General features: G+C 61.7%; 11 protein-coding genes, 1 tRNA gene and 1 other RNA gene. 9 read left to right on the top strand and 4 right to left on the bottom strand.

Annotation, left to right across the window (positions count from 1 at the left end; genetic code table 11):
• Positions 1-73: 73 nt before the first annotated feature.
• Positions 74-1,531 carry an amino acid permease gene (locus L6762_RS09145; RefSeq protein WP_237186949.1) on the bottom strand — a complete coding sequence of 486 codons (1,458 nt, stop codon included), beginning with the start codon at positions 1,529-1,531 and terminating at the stop codon, positions 74-76.
• Positions 1,532-1,799: 268 nt separating this feature from the next.
• A complete protein-coding gene (locus tag L6762_RS09140) occupies positions 1,800-2,510 on the bottom strand; it encodes a queuosine precursor transporter (protein ID WP_237186948.1) in 711 nt (236 codons plus the stop codon).
• 217 nt (positions 2,511-2,727) lie between these two features.
• On the opposite strand from L6762_RS09140, the gene L6762_RS09135 reads away from it, so the two are divergent.
• On the top strand, positions 2,728-3,396 hold the full coding sequence (locus L6762_RS09135) for a TetR/AcrR family transcriptional regulator (RefSeq protein WP_237186947.1): 669 nt from the start codon (positions 2,728-2,730) through the stop codon (positions 3,394-3,396).
• 15 nt (positions 3,397-3,411) lie between these two features.
• Here the strand turns inward: L6762_RS09135 and L6762_RS09130 are convergent, their stop codons facing one another.
• Entirely contained in the window at positions 3,412-3,735 is a 324-nt protein-coding gene (locus tag L6762_RS09130) for a type II toxin-antitoxin system VapB family antitoxin (protein WP_185173571.1), read from the bottom strand.
• 204 nt (positions 3,736-3,939) lie between these two features.
• On the opposite strand from L6762_RS09130, the gene L6762_RS09125 reads away from it, so the two are divergent.
• Positions 3,940-5,040: an AAA family ATPase gene (locus L6762_RS09125; protein WP_237186946.1), complete on the top strand. Its 1,101-nt coding sequence runs from the start codon at positions 3,940-3,942 to the stop codon at positions 5,038-5,040.
• Positions 5,041-5,214: 174 nt separating this feature from the next.
• Positions 5,215-5,958: a nicotinamide riboside transporter PnuC gene (gene pnuC, locus L6762_RS09120; protein WP_237186945.1), complete on the top strand. Its 744-nt coding sequence runs from the start codon at positions 5,215-5,217 to the stop codon at positions 5,956-5,958.
• A 315-nt stretch (positions 5,959-6,273) separates the two neighbouring features.
• On the opposite strand, the gene L6762_RS09115 is transcribed toward pnuC, so the two are convergent.
• Positions 6,274-6,358, bottom strand: a tRNA-Ser gene (locus L6762_RS09115).
• 203 nt (positions 6,359-6,561) lie between these two features.
• On the opposite strand from L6762_RS09115, the gene ffs reads away from it, so the two are divergent.
• The 6 genes from ffs to L6762_RS09090 all read left to right on the top strand — a co-directional run bounded on the left by ffs (position 6,562) and on the right by L6762_RS09090 (position 14,656).
• An RNA gene (ffs, locus tag L6762_RS09110) (signal recognition particle sRNA small type) lies at positions 6,562-6,658 on the top strand.
• Between the two features lie 273 nt (positions 6,659-6,931).
• Positions 6,932-10,033, top strand: coding sequence for a DNA polymerase III subunit gamma and tau (locus L6762_RS09105; protein WP_237186944.1), 3,102 nt, complete (start codon positions 6,932-6,934; stop codon positions 10,031-10,033).
• Between the two features lie 13 nt (positions 10,034-10,046).
• Positions 10,047-11,156, top strand: a complete 1,110-nt coding sequence (gene recR, locus L6762_RS09100; RefSeq protein ID WP_237186943.1) for a recombination mediator RecR — start codon at positions 10,047-10,049, stop codon at positions 11,154-11,156.
• Positions 11,157-11,301: 145 nt separating this feature from the next.
• Entirely contained in the window at positions 11,302-12,591 is a 1,290-nt protein-coding gene (locus tag L6762_RS09095) for an aspartate kinase (protein WP_237186942.1), read from the top strand.
• A gap of 232 nt (positions 12,592-12,823) precedes the next feature.
• Positions 12,824-13,384 (top strand): phospholipase A2, encoded by a 561-nt coding sequence (locus L6762_RS12085; protein WP_423817104.1) that lies wholly within the window; start codon positions 12,824-12,826, stop codon positions 13,382-13,384.
• Positions 13,385-13,714: 330 nt separating this feature from the next.
• A complete protein-coding gene (locus L6762_RS09090) occupies positions 13,715-14,656 on the top strand; it encodes a 3-methyladenine DNA glycosylase (RefSeq protein WP_237186941.1) in 942 nt (313 codons plus the stop codon).
• Positions 14,657-14,782: the final 126 nt, after the last annotated feature.

Below are 14,782 nucleotides of genomic sequence, written 5' to 3'. Positions count from 1 at the left end.
GCCGGTGCGCTGCTCCCCTGCCGGGCGGCGGGGAGCGGGCTACCGGCGTCCTTGTGTAGACCTGCTACTGATTTTATCGCTGTTTTGTGCCGTCGACGACGGGCACCTGGGTGGTGACGGTGCGGACCTCTTCAAAGGCGTCGTCTGAGGTGCTGATGTTCTTGTTAACACCGGCGAAGTAGATGACGGTGATCAGGCCGAAGAAGCCCAGGCCCACGAAGATGGAGGGGAGCATGGAGCCGCCTGCGAAGAACATAGCGATGAAGGTGGCGATCACGCCGGTCAGGCCAACCGCGGCAGTGGCGGAGCCGCCGAAGACGCGGAAGGGGGAGGCATCGCCTTCGACCTTCTTGTAGGCCATGTAAGACAGCAGAATCATGGACCAGACCACCAGCACGCAGACGGTCACCAGGGCCATCATGTAGCCGAAGATTCCGCCGACACCCGAGATGGCCATAATCATGGCGACCACAGCTCCCAGGGACGAGACAGTCAGTGCCAGGGCGGGAATGCCTGAGGAGCTGGTGCGGGAGAGTACCTTGGGTGCCATGCCCTCGTGGCCCAGGGCGTGCAGCAGGCGGGTGGCGGCGTAGAGGGCGGCGTTTGCGCCGGAGAGGGCTGCGGTCAGCAGGATGAAGTTGGTGATACCGCCGATGTAGGGAATACCCAGTTCGGTGAAGACCATGACGAAGGGGGAGCCTTCGATGTCCTTGCCCAGGGCGGCGGCGCTCGTCCAGGGGATGATGGCAACCACGATGAAGAGGGAGAGCACGTAGAAGGTAGCCAGGCGCCACATCATGGCTTTAGCCGAGGAGCGTACGGAGCGGACCGGGTCCTTGGCTTCTGCCGCTGAAATGGAGATCAGCTCGATACCGCCGAAGGAGAACATGACCACGGCCAGGGCGATCCAGATGGAGGAAAGGCCGTTGGGCATGAAGCCGCCGTGGGCGGTGAGGTTGGAGACGCCGGTGGCGTCCTGGCCGGGCAGGCCGAAGAAGACCAGGGCCAGGCCGAAGATGATGAAGAGGACGACCGCGCTCACCTTGATCGAGGACAGGAAGAATTCCACCACACCGAAGGACTTGACGCTGGTCAGATTGAGCACAAAGATTGCACCGCCCGCGATGAGCACCCAGACCCAGAGGGGGACGTTGGGGTACCAGTAGGCCATGTAGGCACCAACGGCTACGACCTCGGCACCGGCAAGGGTTACGGTGGTCATCCAGTAGGCCCAGCGGGTTAGGTAGCCCGCGTAGGGGCTGAGGAACTTACCGGCGATGGTGCCGAAGCCGCCACGCACGGGGTAACGTACGGCCATTTCACCGGCGCAGGCACCGATAATGGCGGCGATCAGTGAGCCGATGGCGTAGGAGACGATGACGGCCGGCCCCGCGATAGAGATAGCTGCGCCGGAGCCCAAAAAGAGGCCGGTGCCCACGGCGAGGCCGAGGGCAATCATGGTGAGCTGGCCGTGGGAGAGGGCGCGGCTGAGGTTGCCGCCCTCCTGCTGGCCGGTGGTGGTTGATGCCACGGGTGCCCTCCCTTTCAAGAGAGTGTGGTGTATGCAATGAACCGAAAGTTTACACAGGTTTTCTGAGGGAAAACCGGTCTTCAGCGCTCACCATTATGCAGTGAGAGACACATCACCCTCTTGGCGGCAGGTGCAGGGCACTTGGCGGGCAGTGCGCGGCGGGCGGACGTCCGTGGCGGCGAGCGTCCGCCTCCACCTGAGTGCCCACGAGACTCTCGCAGTGCTTAGGCCGCGAGTGGACGACGCGCGAGTCTGGTGGGCACTTACCCTATCGGGCAGGGCTGTAGGTTGGTTCCTTGCGCTTGAACCAGCCGATGACGGGGTAGGTGATGGGCAGCAGGAGTAGCTCTACGGCGCACTTGTACATGTAGCCCACGATGACGTAGTTGAGGAAGTCGCCGAAACTTGTAATTCCAATAATGGGAGCGGCGATGGAGCAGAAGATGATGGTGTCAACCAGTTCGCCGACCAGGGTTGAGCCCATGAGTCGGCCCCAGAGGTGGCGGCCGCCGGTTGCCGCTTTGAGCTTCACTAGCACCCAGGAGTTCAGTAGCTGGCCCGCCAGGAAGCCCAGCAGGGAGCCCGCAAGAATCTGGGGCACGGGGCCCAGTACGGTTTCAAGGGCGGCCTGCCCCTCGTAGAAGTCGGCGGCGGGCAGGGCGATGAGCACCCAGAAGCTAGCGGCGGCGGCAGCAGCGGCAACGAAGCTGGTGATAATGGCGCGGCGGGCGAGTTTAAAGCCGTAAATTTCGCTGATCACATCGCCCAGCACGTAGGCCAGGGGGAAGAGGAAGAAGCCGCCGTCGGTGATGATTGACCCGAAGGTGACGCCCTTGGTAGCCCCGATGTTAGAGAGAATAAAGACCACGCAGGTGGCTGCCAGAAGCAGGTCGTAGTAGGTGCGGGTGGGGCGGGCGAAGCCGGTATCGGCACCCTGCTTGTGGGCGGACGCCGGTGAGCTAGTGGGAGGTGTAGACACAGTTATCCCCTGGGTTAAGTATCGGTTTGAAGAGTGCCCACCTGCCACCTGGGCGCACACTAGCTTACCGATTTTTAGGCGGCCCCGCACGAGCCGCCGGGTGTGCGATGGGGCGCAGGACCGTCCGCGGGTGAGTTGATGGAAGATTTTGCTGACAGTTTGCTGGGTTTTGTGGCAAAAAATAGGTTTTAGTGACAGATAGCGATAGGGTGTCATTATGCCTCGAATTACTGCCGCCACCAATGCCGCCCAGCGCGAGAACACCAAACGCGCCATCCTCGACTCTTTTGGTCGCCTGCTCTACGAGCGCGGCCTGCCCGGCCTCACCATGACCCACGTAGCTAAGACCGCCGGCATCGGCCGCACCGCGGTCTACAACTACTTTGCCGACATGGGCGAACTACTTATTGCCTACGCCCTCGACGAGACCGAGCGCTTCCTCACCGAGCTGCGCGAGGCCCTGGCCGGGGTCGAGAACCCCATCGACCAGCTGGCTGTCTACGTGCGCCTGCAGATTGAGGACCTTTCCCGCCGCCATATGCCCCCCGGCCCTGCCATGCGGTCGGTTCTTTCGCCCGAGGCTTTCGCCAAGCTGGGCGATCACGTGCGCGAGCTGCAGATGGTTCTGGCAGGCATTCTTTCCGCGGCGATTGAGCGCGGCTACCTACCCGAGAACGATATCCGCGAGCTGGCGCAGCTGGTTCACGGTTCCCTATCATCCAGCGCCGACCGCACCGATGAGGCCAGCGATAGGGCGGCCCGCGAGCGTCACATTGAAAACACGATTCGCTTTATTCAGCTGGGTCTGGGTGCGCGCTTCGACGAGAGCGGGCGCCCCGTCCGCCTGGACGGCACCCCCGAGGTGCACCTGGTAGCTGCTTCCTAGCTGTAGCTGGCGCCCCTAGCCCTGGGCCAGCAGCGAGGGGGCAAGGGAGTCGAGGTCGAGCACGCGGGCGTACATAACGGCGCGGCGCTGCAGGGCGGTACGCAGGGCGCGGTGGACGCCGTCTTCAAGGTAGAGTTCACCCCGGTAGCGGACGACATGCGGGAAGAGGTCCCCGTAGAAGGTGGAGTCTTCGGCCAGGAGGGTTTCGAGGTTGAGGTTTTTCTGGGTGGTGATGAGGCGGTCTAGCCGGACTTGGGAGGGCGCGATGGATCCCCAGGTGCGCTGAGTGAGCCCGTGGTCTGGGTAGGGGCGGGTGTCGCCGACTCCTTTGAAAATCATGGCTTCTATTCTACGCCGGGCGGCAGCTTGCTCCCGCTAGGGCTGCGGCTCAAAGGACCCCACCGACACCCTTGCATGGTGCCGGTCACATTCGTGACACTCTATTACTTAGAGTCATATTGACCTTATTTGCTTTGGTGGCGCTTCGGGTGTTTAATCGTGGCTATGCGCGGGTCGCCCGGCCCGCCTCAGCCCAAGGACACCATGCTTTACAAAAAACAGCTCACCGGCTCCCACGTGGGGCTTGTGGTGGGCAGCTTCGCTCCCCTGCACCGCGGCCACATTGACCAGATTCTGCGTGCCAAGAAGGAGAACCCCGGCGGCACCCTGGTAATTGTCGCGGGGTCCCAGCAGGACGCCGGGGAACAGGCAGGTATGAAGCACACCAAGCGCTACCGCTATGTGTCTGAGCATTTCAAGAACGACCCCCTGGTGATTGTCGACTCCCTCGACGAAACTAACCTCAGCACACCCGAGGCCTGGGCTAACGCCCTGGACGGCTTCTGGGCTACCCACGTTGCGGCGGGCGCCGAACGCCGCCTCTACCTGCTTGATGAAGAGCACAGCTCCCGCTTCCAGGCAGGAAATCAGGACGCCGGCGGGCAGCCTGCCGCCCGCCTGGCACCCTGCCCGCTGGCGGCGTCCGAACCGGACATCCGGGAAAACCCGCTGGCCTACTGGGATCTTATCGCCCCGCCCTTCCGCCGTTTCTTTACCCGCAACGTCCTGGTCATGGGGGCTGCCTCGGGCGGCAAAACCACCCTGGTGGAGGACCTCGGCAAGCTTTATAACGCCCCCTACTCCTACGAGTACGCGCGGGTCTACCAGGTCGAGGCCAATATCCGCGATGAGGACTATGACCTGCTGGACTACCAGAATGTCCTGACCGGCCAGTTCAACCTCAACCGGGAGACCATCGACAACCCCGGCAACCGGGGCCTTACCCTCATGGACACCGACGCCATGGTCACCAAGGCCTACGCCGCCATGAGCGCCGCTGACCCCGCCAGCGAACTGAGCGAGAGCGACTACGCTAAGCTACTGCCCCTGGCTGATTCCCTGATTGCCAAGGCCCGCTGGGATTTAATTCTCTTTATCCCGCCGGTGGGAGCCTCCGGCTACACTCTCGACGGCTTCCGCTCCCAGACCAATAACTCCGATGACTATCTCGGCGAGATTTCCCGCATCATGCTGGCTGAGGTTGAGGCGGCCGGTCTACTCGACCGCCTGGTCCTGCTGGACGGCGCGGGCTACGCTGAGCGCTACGAGCAGGCCAAAGCCGCTATCGAGCGCCTCCTCCCCTAACTTCCTATCCCCCCCCTGTCACCGAAAGATTCACCATGAGCGCATCACTAACCGGCCAGGTACCTGCCAACCCCCCTGGCCCGCCTTGCTAAGGCCACCTACACCGACCTCTTCACCGGCTACAGCCCCTTCGAGAAGGTCTTCTTCCCCGCCCTGATTCTGCTGCAAGTCGTGGTGAGCACCGTAGCCTTTGAGGGCTGGCTGAGCTTCATCACCGCCTTTGCGGGCATGGTCTGCGTGATTCTGGTGGGCAAGGGGCGTCTGTCGAACTACTTCTTCGGCATCGTGCAGAACGTGCCCTACCTGGTGCTGGCCTACCAGGCCTACTTCATCGGTGAAATCACCATCGCCGCCTTCTACGTGCTCACCCAGTTCTGGGGCCTCTACATGTGGCGCAAGAACATGCGGGCAGCCAAGACCCGGCCCGAGTTAGGCGGTGCCTCCTTTGACGGGGCAGGGCAGCTGGCCGGTAGCCGCGCGGTGACCAGCGGTACCGGAACTAGGGGCGCGGACGCCCGTGAGCAGGGCGGTGCGTCCGTCCTGGCACGTGCCGCCGAGGGCACCCCGCTAGATGTGCAGACCCGTCGCCTGACCCTGCCCGCTATCGCAGGCGTGCTGGCACTACTGGCCGCAGCATCGTGGGGCTACGGGGTGCTACTAAACGGCTGGGGCTCCAACCAGCCCTACGTTGACGCCTTCACCACCGTCATCGCCCTGATTTCGCAGGTGCTGATGGTCTACCGCTTCCGCGAGCAGTGGGTCGGCTGGCTGGTACTGAACGCCGTGCAGATCTACCTTTGGTCAACCGTAGAGGGCGGCGGCAACATGGCCATCATGGCCATGTACCTGGGCTTTATCGCCAACTCGGTCTACGGCTGGTACAACTGGACCAAGCTGTCTCGCGGGGTGCAGGACTAGAACTAGAGAACTAGCCAAGAGAAGGCACCCCGCGAGAAGGCGCTCCGCACTCGCGCTCGCTGCCGACCCTCTCGCCTGGTTCGCTAGCTGGCTCGCAAGCTCGCCAGATTCGCACCGAGATTTATTTTCCTCGCGCACTCGGAATCTCGGTGCTCATCACCGGCGATTCACGCCAGCCGCCGAGCCAGCAGCTTCGCTGCGAGTGCGGGGCGCCTGCCTACATCTCCAGCAAACTGCTCAAGATTCTGGCTATACAAAAGAATCTGGGCATAGAAAAAGCCGGTTTCATCAAGTGGGCGATGAAACCGGCTTCAGCGGAGGATGGGGGATTTGAACCCCCGAGGGCGTGAACCCAACACGCGTTCCAGGCGTGCGCCATAGGCCGCTAGGCGAATCCTCCAGGCTGTTGCTTAGCTATTTGCGTAGCTTCACGAAAGCGAACAGATACGAGCATACCCCATGCTCGGGCGTCCGCGCAAATCGGGGGTGCGGGCGGGGTGTGGCGTCCGCACCGCTAAACCGGGGGCACACAAAACCTAGCCGGAGCCTGCAAAGTAGCTTTACCCGCCCTTTGTTTTTCGCGGCGGCTTAGGGTACAGTTATTGGAGCCCCTTACGTGGCGTCATCTTGGAAAACTCCCCCAGGGCCGGAAGGCAGCAAGGGTATCTGGGCTCTGACGGGTGCGTAGGGGGTCTTTATTTTGCCCAAATCTGCCAGCCTCCCCACTAGGGACCAGAAAAATCACAATAGTATGTGTGGGCGTTAGGGATTTCGGGAGGAATCTGGTCCCTACTGACACACAGCGGAGCAGACGCCGGGAGCAGCTTAAGCCTTTCGCGCACGGTTCTTAAAACGTCAGCCACCCCCACTACACTGTTAATCAGCACACCCGGGGCGGCGAGCGCCTGATTCTTTCTCTTGCTTTTCTCCCTGGGCCGGGCTCAGTTTTTCTGCACTCAACCGAAGGTTTATTGTGAGCACTGCGCTGTATCGCCGTTATCGCCCTGAGTCGTTTGCCGACGTTATCGGGCAGGAGCATGTCACCGAACCTCTCATGACTGCCCTTGAGAAGAACAGGGTGAACCACGCCTACCTGTTCTCGGGGCCGCGCGGGTGTGGCAAGACCACTTCTGCGCGTATTTTGGCGCGCTGCCTCAACTGTGCTGAGGGCCCCACCCCTACCCCGTGTGGTGTGTGTGAGTCCTGTAAGGAGCTTTCCCGCGACGGTGGCGGTTCCCTCGATGTGATTGAGATGGACGCCGCCAGCCACGGCGGTGTAGACCACGCCCGTGACCTGCGTGAACGCGCTACTTTTGCGCCGGTGCGCGACCGCTACAAGATTTTCATTATCGACGAGGCGCACATGGTCACCCGCGAGGGCTTCAACGCCCTGCTCAAGATCGTGGAAGAGCCCCCGGCGCACATTAAGTTTATTTTTGCGACCACCGAGCCTAATAAGGTGCTCGGCACTATTCGTTCGCGTACTCACCACTACCCCTTCCGCCTGGTGCCCCCGCAGATTCTGGGGGACTACCTGGCTAAGCTCTGCGCCGAAGAGGGTGTTAAGGTCGCCGATGGCGTGCTGCCGCTGGTTGTCCGCGCCGGTGGCGGTTCGGTGCGTGACTCGCTGTCGATCCTTGACCAGCTCATGGCGGGTGCCTCTGATGAGCAGGGCATCTCCTATGACCTGGCCGTTGCTCTGCTGGGCTTTACCCACGGTGAGTTGCTGGATGAGGTCGTCGATGCCTTCGCTTCTGGTTCTGCTGCTGAGGTCTTTGCCTCGGTCGATAGGGTGATTCAGACCGGCCAGGACCCCCGCCGCTTTGTCGAGGACTTGCTCGAACGTTTCCGCGACTTGATTATTGTCAAAGCTGTACCCGATTCAGCGGGTTCAATTCTGCGAGGCCTGGCCGCTGACCAGCTTGATCGTATGCGGGCTCAGGCTGAGCAGCTGGGTTCGGCGGAGCTATCGCGGGCTGCGGACGTCACCAACGAAGCCCTGAATGAGATGAGCGGGGCCATGAATCCCCAGCTTCACCTGGAGCTACTCTGCGCCCGCATTCTGCTGGCTGCCGGGGAGCAGGGTGTCGGTAACCTAGCTGCCCGCCTTGATCGGCTTGAGCGCAAGCTGGCGTCGGGGCAGTTCCCTGCGCCCGCGGGCGGTCATTCTGCACCGGCAGGTTCCGCGTCTGGCACCGGTGCGGACGCCGCCAGCCCCCTGGCGCGCGCCCGGCAGCAGCTAGCCCAGCAGGGTGGCGTCGAAGGTCAAGCCCCTGCTCAGCAGGCTCAGTCTCAGCAGCAAGCTCAGCCCCAACGTCAAGACCAGCCCAGCCAGCAGGCCCAGCCCGTTCAGCTAACTCAGGCTCCTGCCCAGCAGGGTGGTGCGCCTCTAGCCGCTGCCCCTTTGGCTGGGGCTCCTTTAGCGGGCGCTCCCTTGAGCGGTGCCCCGCTAGCAGGCCGGGGCGTTCCGCCGCTCGGTGGGCCGCAGCAGTCTGCCCAATCTCCCCAGGGCGCCCAGCCCGTCCAGCCCGTCCAGGCCGGGCAGCAGACGTCCGCGCCTCAGAGCCCAGCGCGTCCGGTGCCCGGTGAAAACACGGTCGACATGGTAGCGAACTCCTGGGCCGATGTAGTGGCCAAGGTGCCCGCCCCCTTTGCCCGGGCCCAGTTTGCCCTGTGTGAGCCGTCCAAGTTTGAAAACGGAGCCCTCTTCCTGCGGGCCGAGCTGCCCGTACTTAAGGCCGTCAAGGAGTACCTGCCCCAGCTTCAGCAGGCCCTCTTCCAGGTGCTGGGTCTGCAGGTGCAGCTGCGCGGTGAAATCAAGAAGTCCGGCGACGGCGGCGATAACCCCGGTGGTGGGCGCCCTAGTGGCGGACGTCCCGGCGGCCCCGGTGGGGCAGGCCCATCAAACGGAAACCCCGCCCCCGCGTCTCAGGCTCCCGCGCCCCAGGCTGCGAGTAGGCAGCCCGCTGCCGATGTTGCTGAGGGCCCGCGCGGTGGCGACCAGGCCTGGGCAGCGCACGGCCAGCCCCGCTCACCGGAGCCTCCCTCGTGGAGCCCCGATGACTGGAACAACCCCGTCACCTCCTGGTCGGTAGCAGCTATCCCCAGTGGCGATGCGGCCGAGACCCCCGAGGAGCAAGCTCCCTCAACCCCGCGTCTGCGCGTGATTGAGGGTGAGGCCGACCCCGTCGAAATTGCCAAGGCCCAGCACCCCTCCCGCGGCCCCCAGGAACAGCAGAATATTGCCCTAGCGCGCGATACCGCCCAGGAGTCAGAGGACGCCGACCCCGCCTCCCAGGTGCCCCACGAGGATAGCCCGCACGCGGTTTCCCTTGAGCCCGTCCCCACCAGTGAGGGTCTGGCCGAGCAGGGGCATAAGGACGCCGATAACGCCGCCCTCCAAGAAGAGGCCAAGAGCGAAAGTAGCGCCGCGCCCCAGGCTCAACACCAGGAGCAGGCACCGGCTCAGGCCCCAAACCAGGCGCCAGCCCAAGCACCGACACAGAACCAGCCCCCGGTGGCCTACGAGTACGGTGACTACGACGGCGGCTACTTTGACGATGCCCCCGAGGACGAACCCGAGTACGTCGCCGGGGTCGGCTACCTTAAGGCTGAGTCTCCGCAGGGTGCCCCAGCTCAGCCAGCCACTCAGGCACCGGCACCTGCTGCCGCTCGCGCCCCGCAGTCAGCGCCCCCTGCTGGTGCACCCCTAGCAGGTGCACCCAGCGCCCCCGGTGCTCCCCTGGCGCAGGCGGCGCAGGCCCAGGCGTCCGCACAGCAAATTCCCGCACCGCAGAGCCAGCAGGCCAGCCCCCAGCCAGCCGCCGAGCAGGCCACCACCCAACAGCCCGGCGGTAAGAAGCTCTCCTTCCGAGAGCGCCACGCGGCGCAGATTGCGGCCGGCCAGCGGGCCGTCCAGCAGGCGCAGGCCCCCACCCCGGCAGAAGCCCCCGAGGACTTCACCCCCAGCGACGACGACGCCGCCCTTGAGTCGTCCGTGCTGATTGGCCAGCGGGCCGTTGAGAAGATTTTGGGCGGCAAAGTAATTGACGAACAGCCCCTTCACCAGGGCTAACAAGGAGTTTTTTGTGTACGAGAGTGCCGTCCAGAACCTGATTGACGAGCTGGGCCGCCTACCCGGTGTGGGCCCCAAGTCAGCCCAGCGTATCGCCTTCTACATTTTGAATGCGGAAAGCTCTGAGATGGCCAAGCTCACCGACGCCATCGCGCGTGTGAAGAAGACCGTGAGCTTCTGCGAAATCTGCGGCAACGTCTCTGAAACCAAGCTCTGCGCTATCTGCCGCGATGAGCAGCGCGACCCGACTGTGCTGTGCGTGGTGGAGGAGTCCAAGGACGTGGTGGCCGTTGAGCGCACCCGCTCTTTTACCGGCCGTTACCATGTGCTGGGCGGGTCCATTAACCCGATGGCAGGTATCGGACCGGAGCAGTTACGCATCCGTGAGCTGGTGGCCCGTCTGTCGGATGAGCGCATCACCGAGCTGATTCTCGCCATGGACCCCAACCTTGAGGGTGAAGCTACCGCAACCTACCTCTCTCGCCTGCTGGTGCCCATCGGTATTCGTGTATCGCGTCTGGCGTCGGGTCTGCCGGTGGGTGGCGACCTGGAATACGCCGACGAAATCACCCTGGGCCGCGCCCTTGAAGGCCGCCGCATTATCAGTGAGGGCACCCGCGCCGAGGCCGCTAACCCCGCCGAGGATTTTGAGGCTGCCCTTGAGGCAGAAACCGAGGCCAAGGAGCAGCAGGCTGCCGCGGAGCAGGCGGCTAAGGGCCCGCGGGCTCGCTGGTCTGGTTCCATGTTCGATGATCTCGATAGCGAGGACGCCGCCAACCCCTCCCCTGCCGAAGGGCAGGATGGCGGGGGGAAGCGTCCGGACGCCGCACCCGCAGCTCCCAGCGAGCCGTCCCCGGCTGAGGGGCAGCAGGGGGACCTGAACGAAGAGCTGTTGGAGCAGGAGCTGGCGGGCATTCCGGGTGAGCTGTCTGCCGAGGAGAAGGCTGAACTCGCGGCGGCCGCCGCCTTTGAAGCTGAAGAAGCCGGTGAGGGCGTGCAGTCAGAAGAGCTACGCGATGCCTACGAGGCCAAGCTGGAAGAGCTCAAGAAGACCCCGCTGCGCACGGTTGCCCCCGAGATCCCGCCGATTCCGGGTAAGACCTACGTGAACCCCTGGACTTAAACCCTTGGGTCTGTAATTTAGCGTCACACACGTTATATTCCCGTCATTTGAGCAAAAATCGTTCAAGTGCGACGCCCACCCCTACGATAGTTTTAGGCCGGAAAATGCCCGGCACCTTCAACACCTTTGTACTGGAGAAGTTTCAATGAGCCTGATTGTCCAAAAGTTCGGTGGGTCCTCGGTTTCTGATGCCGAGGGTATTAAGCGTGTAGCTCGCCGTATTGTGGACACGCAGAAGGCTGGCAACGAGGTCGTCGTGGTGGTCTCAGCAATGGGCGATACCACCGATGAACTGCTCGACCTTGCGGCTGAAGTAACCCCCAACGCCGGCCCCTCGCGTGAACTCGATATGCTGCTGAGCGCCGGCGAGCGAATTTCCATGGCCGTGCTGGCCCTGGCTATTAACAACATGGGCGGCCGCGCCCAGTCCTTCACCGGCTCCCAGGCCGGCATGATTACCGACGGCGTGCACGGATCCGCCCGCCTGGTTGAGGTCAACCCCGAGCGTATTCGTTCTGCCCTTGATGAAGGCTACGTCGCCGTTGTCGCAGGCTTCCAGGGCATGAACCGCCAGACCCGTGACATCACCACCCTGGGCCGTGGCGGTTCAGACACCACCGCGGTCGCCCTGGCGGCAGCCCTGAATGCTGATGTCTGTGAGATTTACTCAGACGTCGACGGTGTGTTCACCGCTGACCCGCGTATCGTGCCGTCCGCCCACAAGCTCGATACCGTCACGAGCGAAGAAATGCTTGAGATGGCTGCTAACGGCGCCAAAATTCTGCACCTGCGTTCGGTGGAGTACGCGCGCCGTTTCAACCTGAAGCTGCATGTTCGCTCTTCGTTTTCAGAGCTTGAAGGCACTCTCGTTATCCCCGACAATGAGGGTATGGAAACTAATTTGAAGGAGATCCCCTTGGAACAGCCCCTCGTCTCGGGCGTCGCCCACGACCGTAGCCAGGCTAAGGTCACCGTTATTGGTGTACCCGATGTGCCCGGCTCCGCGGCCAAGGTGTTCGGCATTCTCAATGAGACCAACGTGAACCTCGACATGATTGTTCAGAACGTCTCAACCGACCGCCCCGACGTCACCGATATCTCCTTCACCCTGCCCCAGGATCAGGGCGCTGCTGCTCTGGCTGCGCTTGAAGCCAAGAAGGGTGAGCTGGGCTTTGAAGAGGTCCAGTACAACGAGTCCATCGGCAAGCTGTCGCTGGTGGGTGCGGGTATGAAGTCTAACCCCGGTGTGTCCTTTAAGTTCTTTGATGCACTGAGCACCGCCGGTGTGAACATCGAAATGATTTCTACTTCTGAGATCCGTATTTCGGTCATCACCGATATTGAGAAGCTTGATGAGGCTGTGCGCGCTGTGCACTCAGCTTTTGACCTCGATACCGAGGGTGAGGCTACCGTTTACGGTGGTACCGGCCGCTAGGTTTGTGAATTAGGTTTGTCCACGAGGACGTCCGGGCCCCGAGCTGGCAGCACCACGCTGCTGGCCTGGGGCCCGGCTTTTGCCCATTTCAAGGGCTTATAAAAAATTGTCTATATTCCCCACCCAAAGACTTGTCGGGAACATGTAGACCAATATAGTATTGCTATACATCACATCTTCTTTACCCCCAAATTCAGCCAACTGGCTGGTCAAGCACTAAAGGAGTATATCAATGCGCGAAGTAAGAAATATTACAGCAACTGCCCTGTTAGCAATAACATTTACCCTAACCACACTCGCACCTCCTAGCGCTGTTGCGCTCACCAAAGGACCTCAATTCTCCAGCCCATCCCACATTTCAAGCTTTCCTGACCCATATTCATACTCAAAGTTTATTGAGGCAGCCTCCCACGCAGGGTACACCAGTCAAGAGGTAAAAAATTTTGAAGAATTTTTCACACAGAATTACATATTAGAAGAAAATAGCCTAACCCCAGCATCAAACTACATTCCCAATGGATGCTCAGATCCCCGATCCTGGTCATCATACAAACAAACATTTCTCCCAGCGTGCAACACTCATGACTACTGTTATTCCGCACAGTATAATTTTAGGCGATCACGCGCAGAGTGTGACAATAACTTCTATAGCTCAATGCGCTCTATATGCAATTTTCTATACTCACCGCATTCTAGCAAAAATATAAGCTGCCTTAATGAATCGAATGTTTATTACTGGGCGGTAAGAACATTTGGGCGACCACACTACAAAGGCTCCGGCGATCCCTCATGATAAAAATATTTAAACTGAGCAAAATACCGAAAACTCTAGTAATTCTATGCTTTACTACATATATTTTTACAACTATATTCGCATTTATCGCACACATTAACAGCGAAGCTTACATCGGCGCAGGAGTTCTCGCCCTTCAATTTGGCCTACTCAGTATCGCTTTAACCGCTTGCACTCTTGTCATATGGGCAGTACGCCTTACTACTCATGATGAATAACCAACCCCACCACAGGGGTAACTAGGTTCGTCCGCGAGGACGCTCGGGCCCCGGGCTGGCAGCACCACGCTGCTGGCCCGGGGCCCGGCTTTTGCCCACTAGAATAGACCCCATGCCCCTCACCCTCCTTGCCCCGGACGATTGGCGCGCAATCGCGCGCGCCCATGAAGAACGCTCCGGCCGCTACGCCCTACCCTTCGCACGCCGCCGCGAGCGCGGCCAAGCCCACCCCGTTGAAGACTTCCTCTTCACCTACTACACCCTAAAACCCGGGCAGTTTATGCGCTGGCACCCCGGTGCGGGGGTCATTCTGCAGGACGCCGGCGAGCGGGCAGACTGGAAGTTCTACCGGGCCGCTACCCAGCAGGAGCTAGAAGAGGCAGGCCTGCCACCTGCCGAAGCCGCCGCGGCGAAGCAGGCGGGCACCAGCGTCCTTGTCGATACCGAAAAGTTTGCTGAGGCCCGCGCCTCAGCCATTGATTTTGCGCGGATTATCCTGGGTAAAACCGCGGCCAAGCCCGGTTTCTTTGGCTGTTTTGGCCTGCACGAGTGGGCTATGGCCTATAAGTCGGTGGAGAATAACATCCGCCACGACTACCTAGAACTGCGCCTGGGGGCAGAGGGCACCGACAGGGTGGTTGAGAGCCATAAAATCAGATGCTCCCACTTCGATGCCTTCCGCTTCTTCATGCCCCAGGCGGTGCCCATGAACGAGCTGCAACCCACGCGTGAGCAGCAGCGCGACCTGGAGCAGCCCGCCTGCCTGCACGCCAACATGGATATCTACAAGTGGGCCTACAAGCTCCTGCCCCTGGTGCCCTCGCACCTGGTCATGGACTGCTTCGAACTGGCCTGGGACGTGCGCGAACTCGACATGAAAGCCGCCCCCTACGACCTAAGGGACTGGGGCTACGAGCCGGTTGCCATTGAAACCCCGCAGGGGAAAGCCGAATATGTGCGTCAGCAACGGGGCTTTGCAGAACGGTCCGTCCTCTTGCGCCAGCGGCTCCTGGCAGAACTAGACCGGCACCTGGGCCAGACCGAGACAGAATAGGCATCCCCAACCTCAAGACCACAAACATACAAGCCGCCCGGCCTGCCCCTCCCCCTGTGCAGGGGGGGCAGGCCGGGCGGTTTTTATCTAGTTATGTGTGCCTGAGCCAGGGTCGCAGCGCAGGAG

The organism is Rothia nasimurium, from assembly GCF_928381705.1.
Lineage (GTDB): Bacteria > Actinomycetota > Actinomycetes > Actinomycetales > Micrococcaceae > Rothia > Rothia nasimurium_G.
Note: the sequence above shows the minus strand (reverse complement) of the source record. Positions and strands in the feature narration are given on the sequence as shown.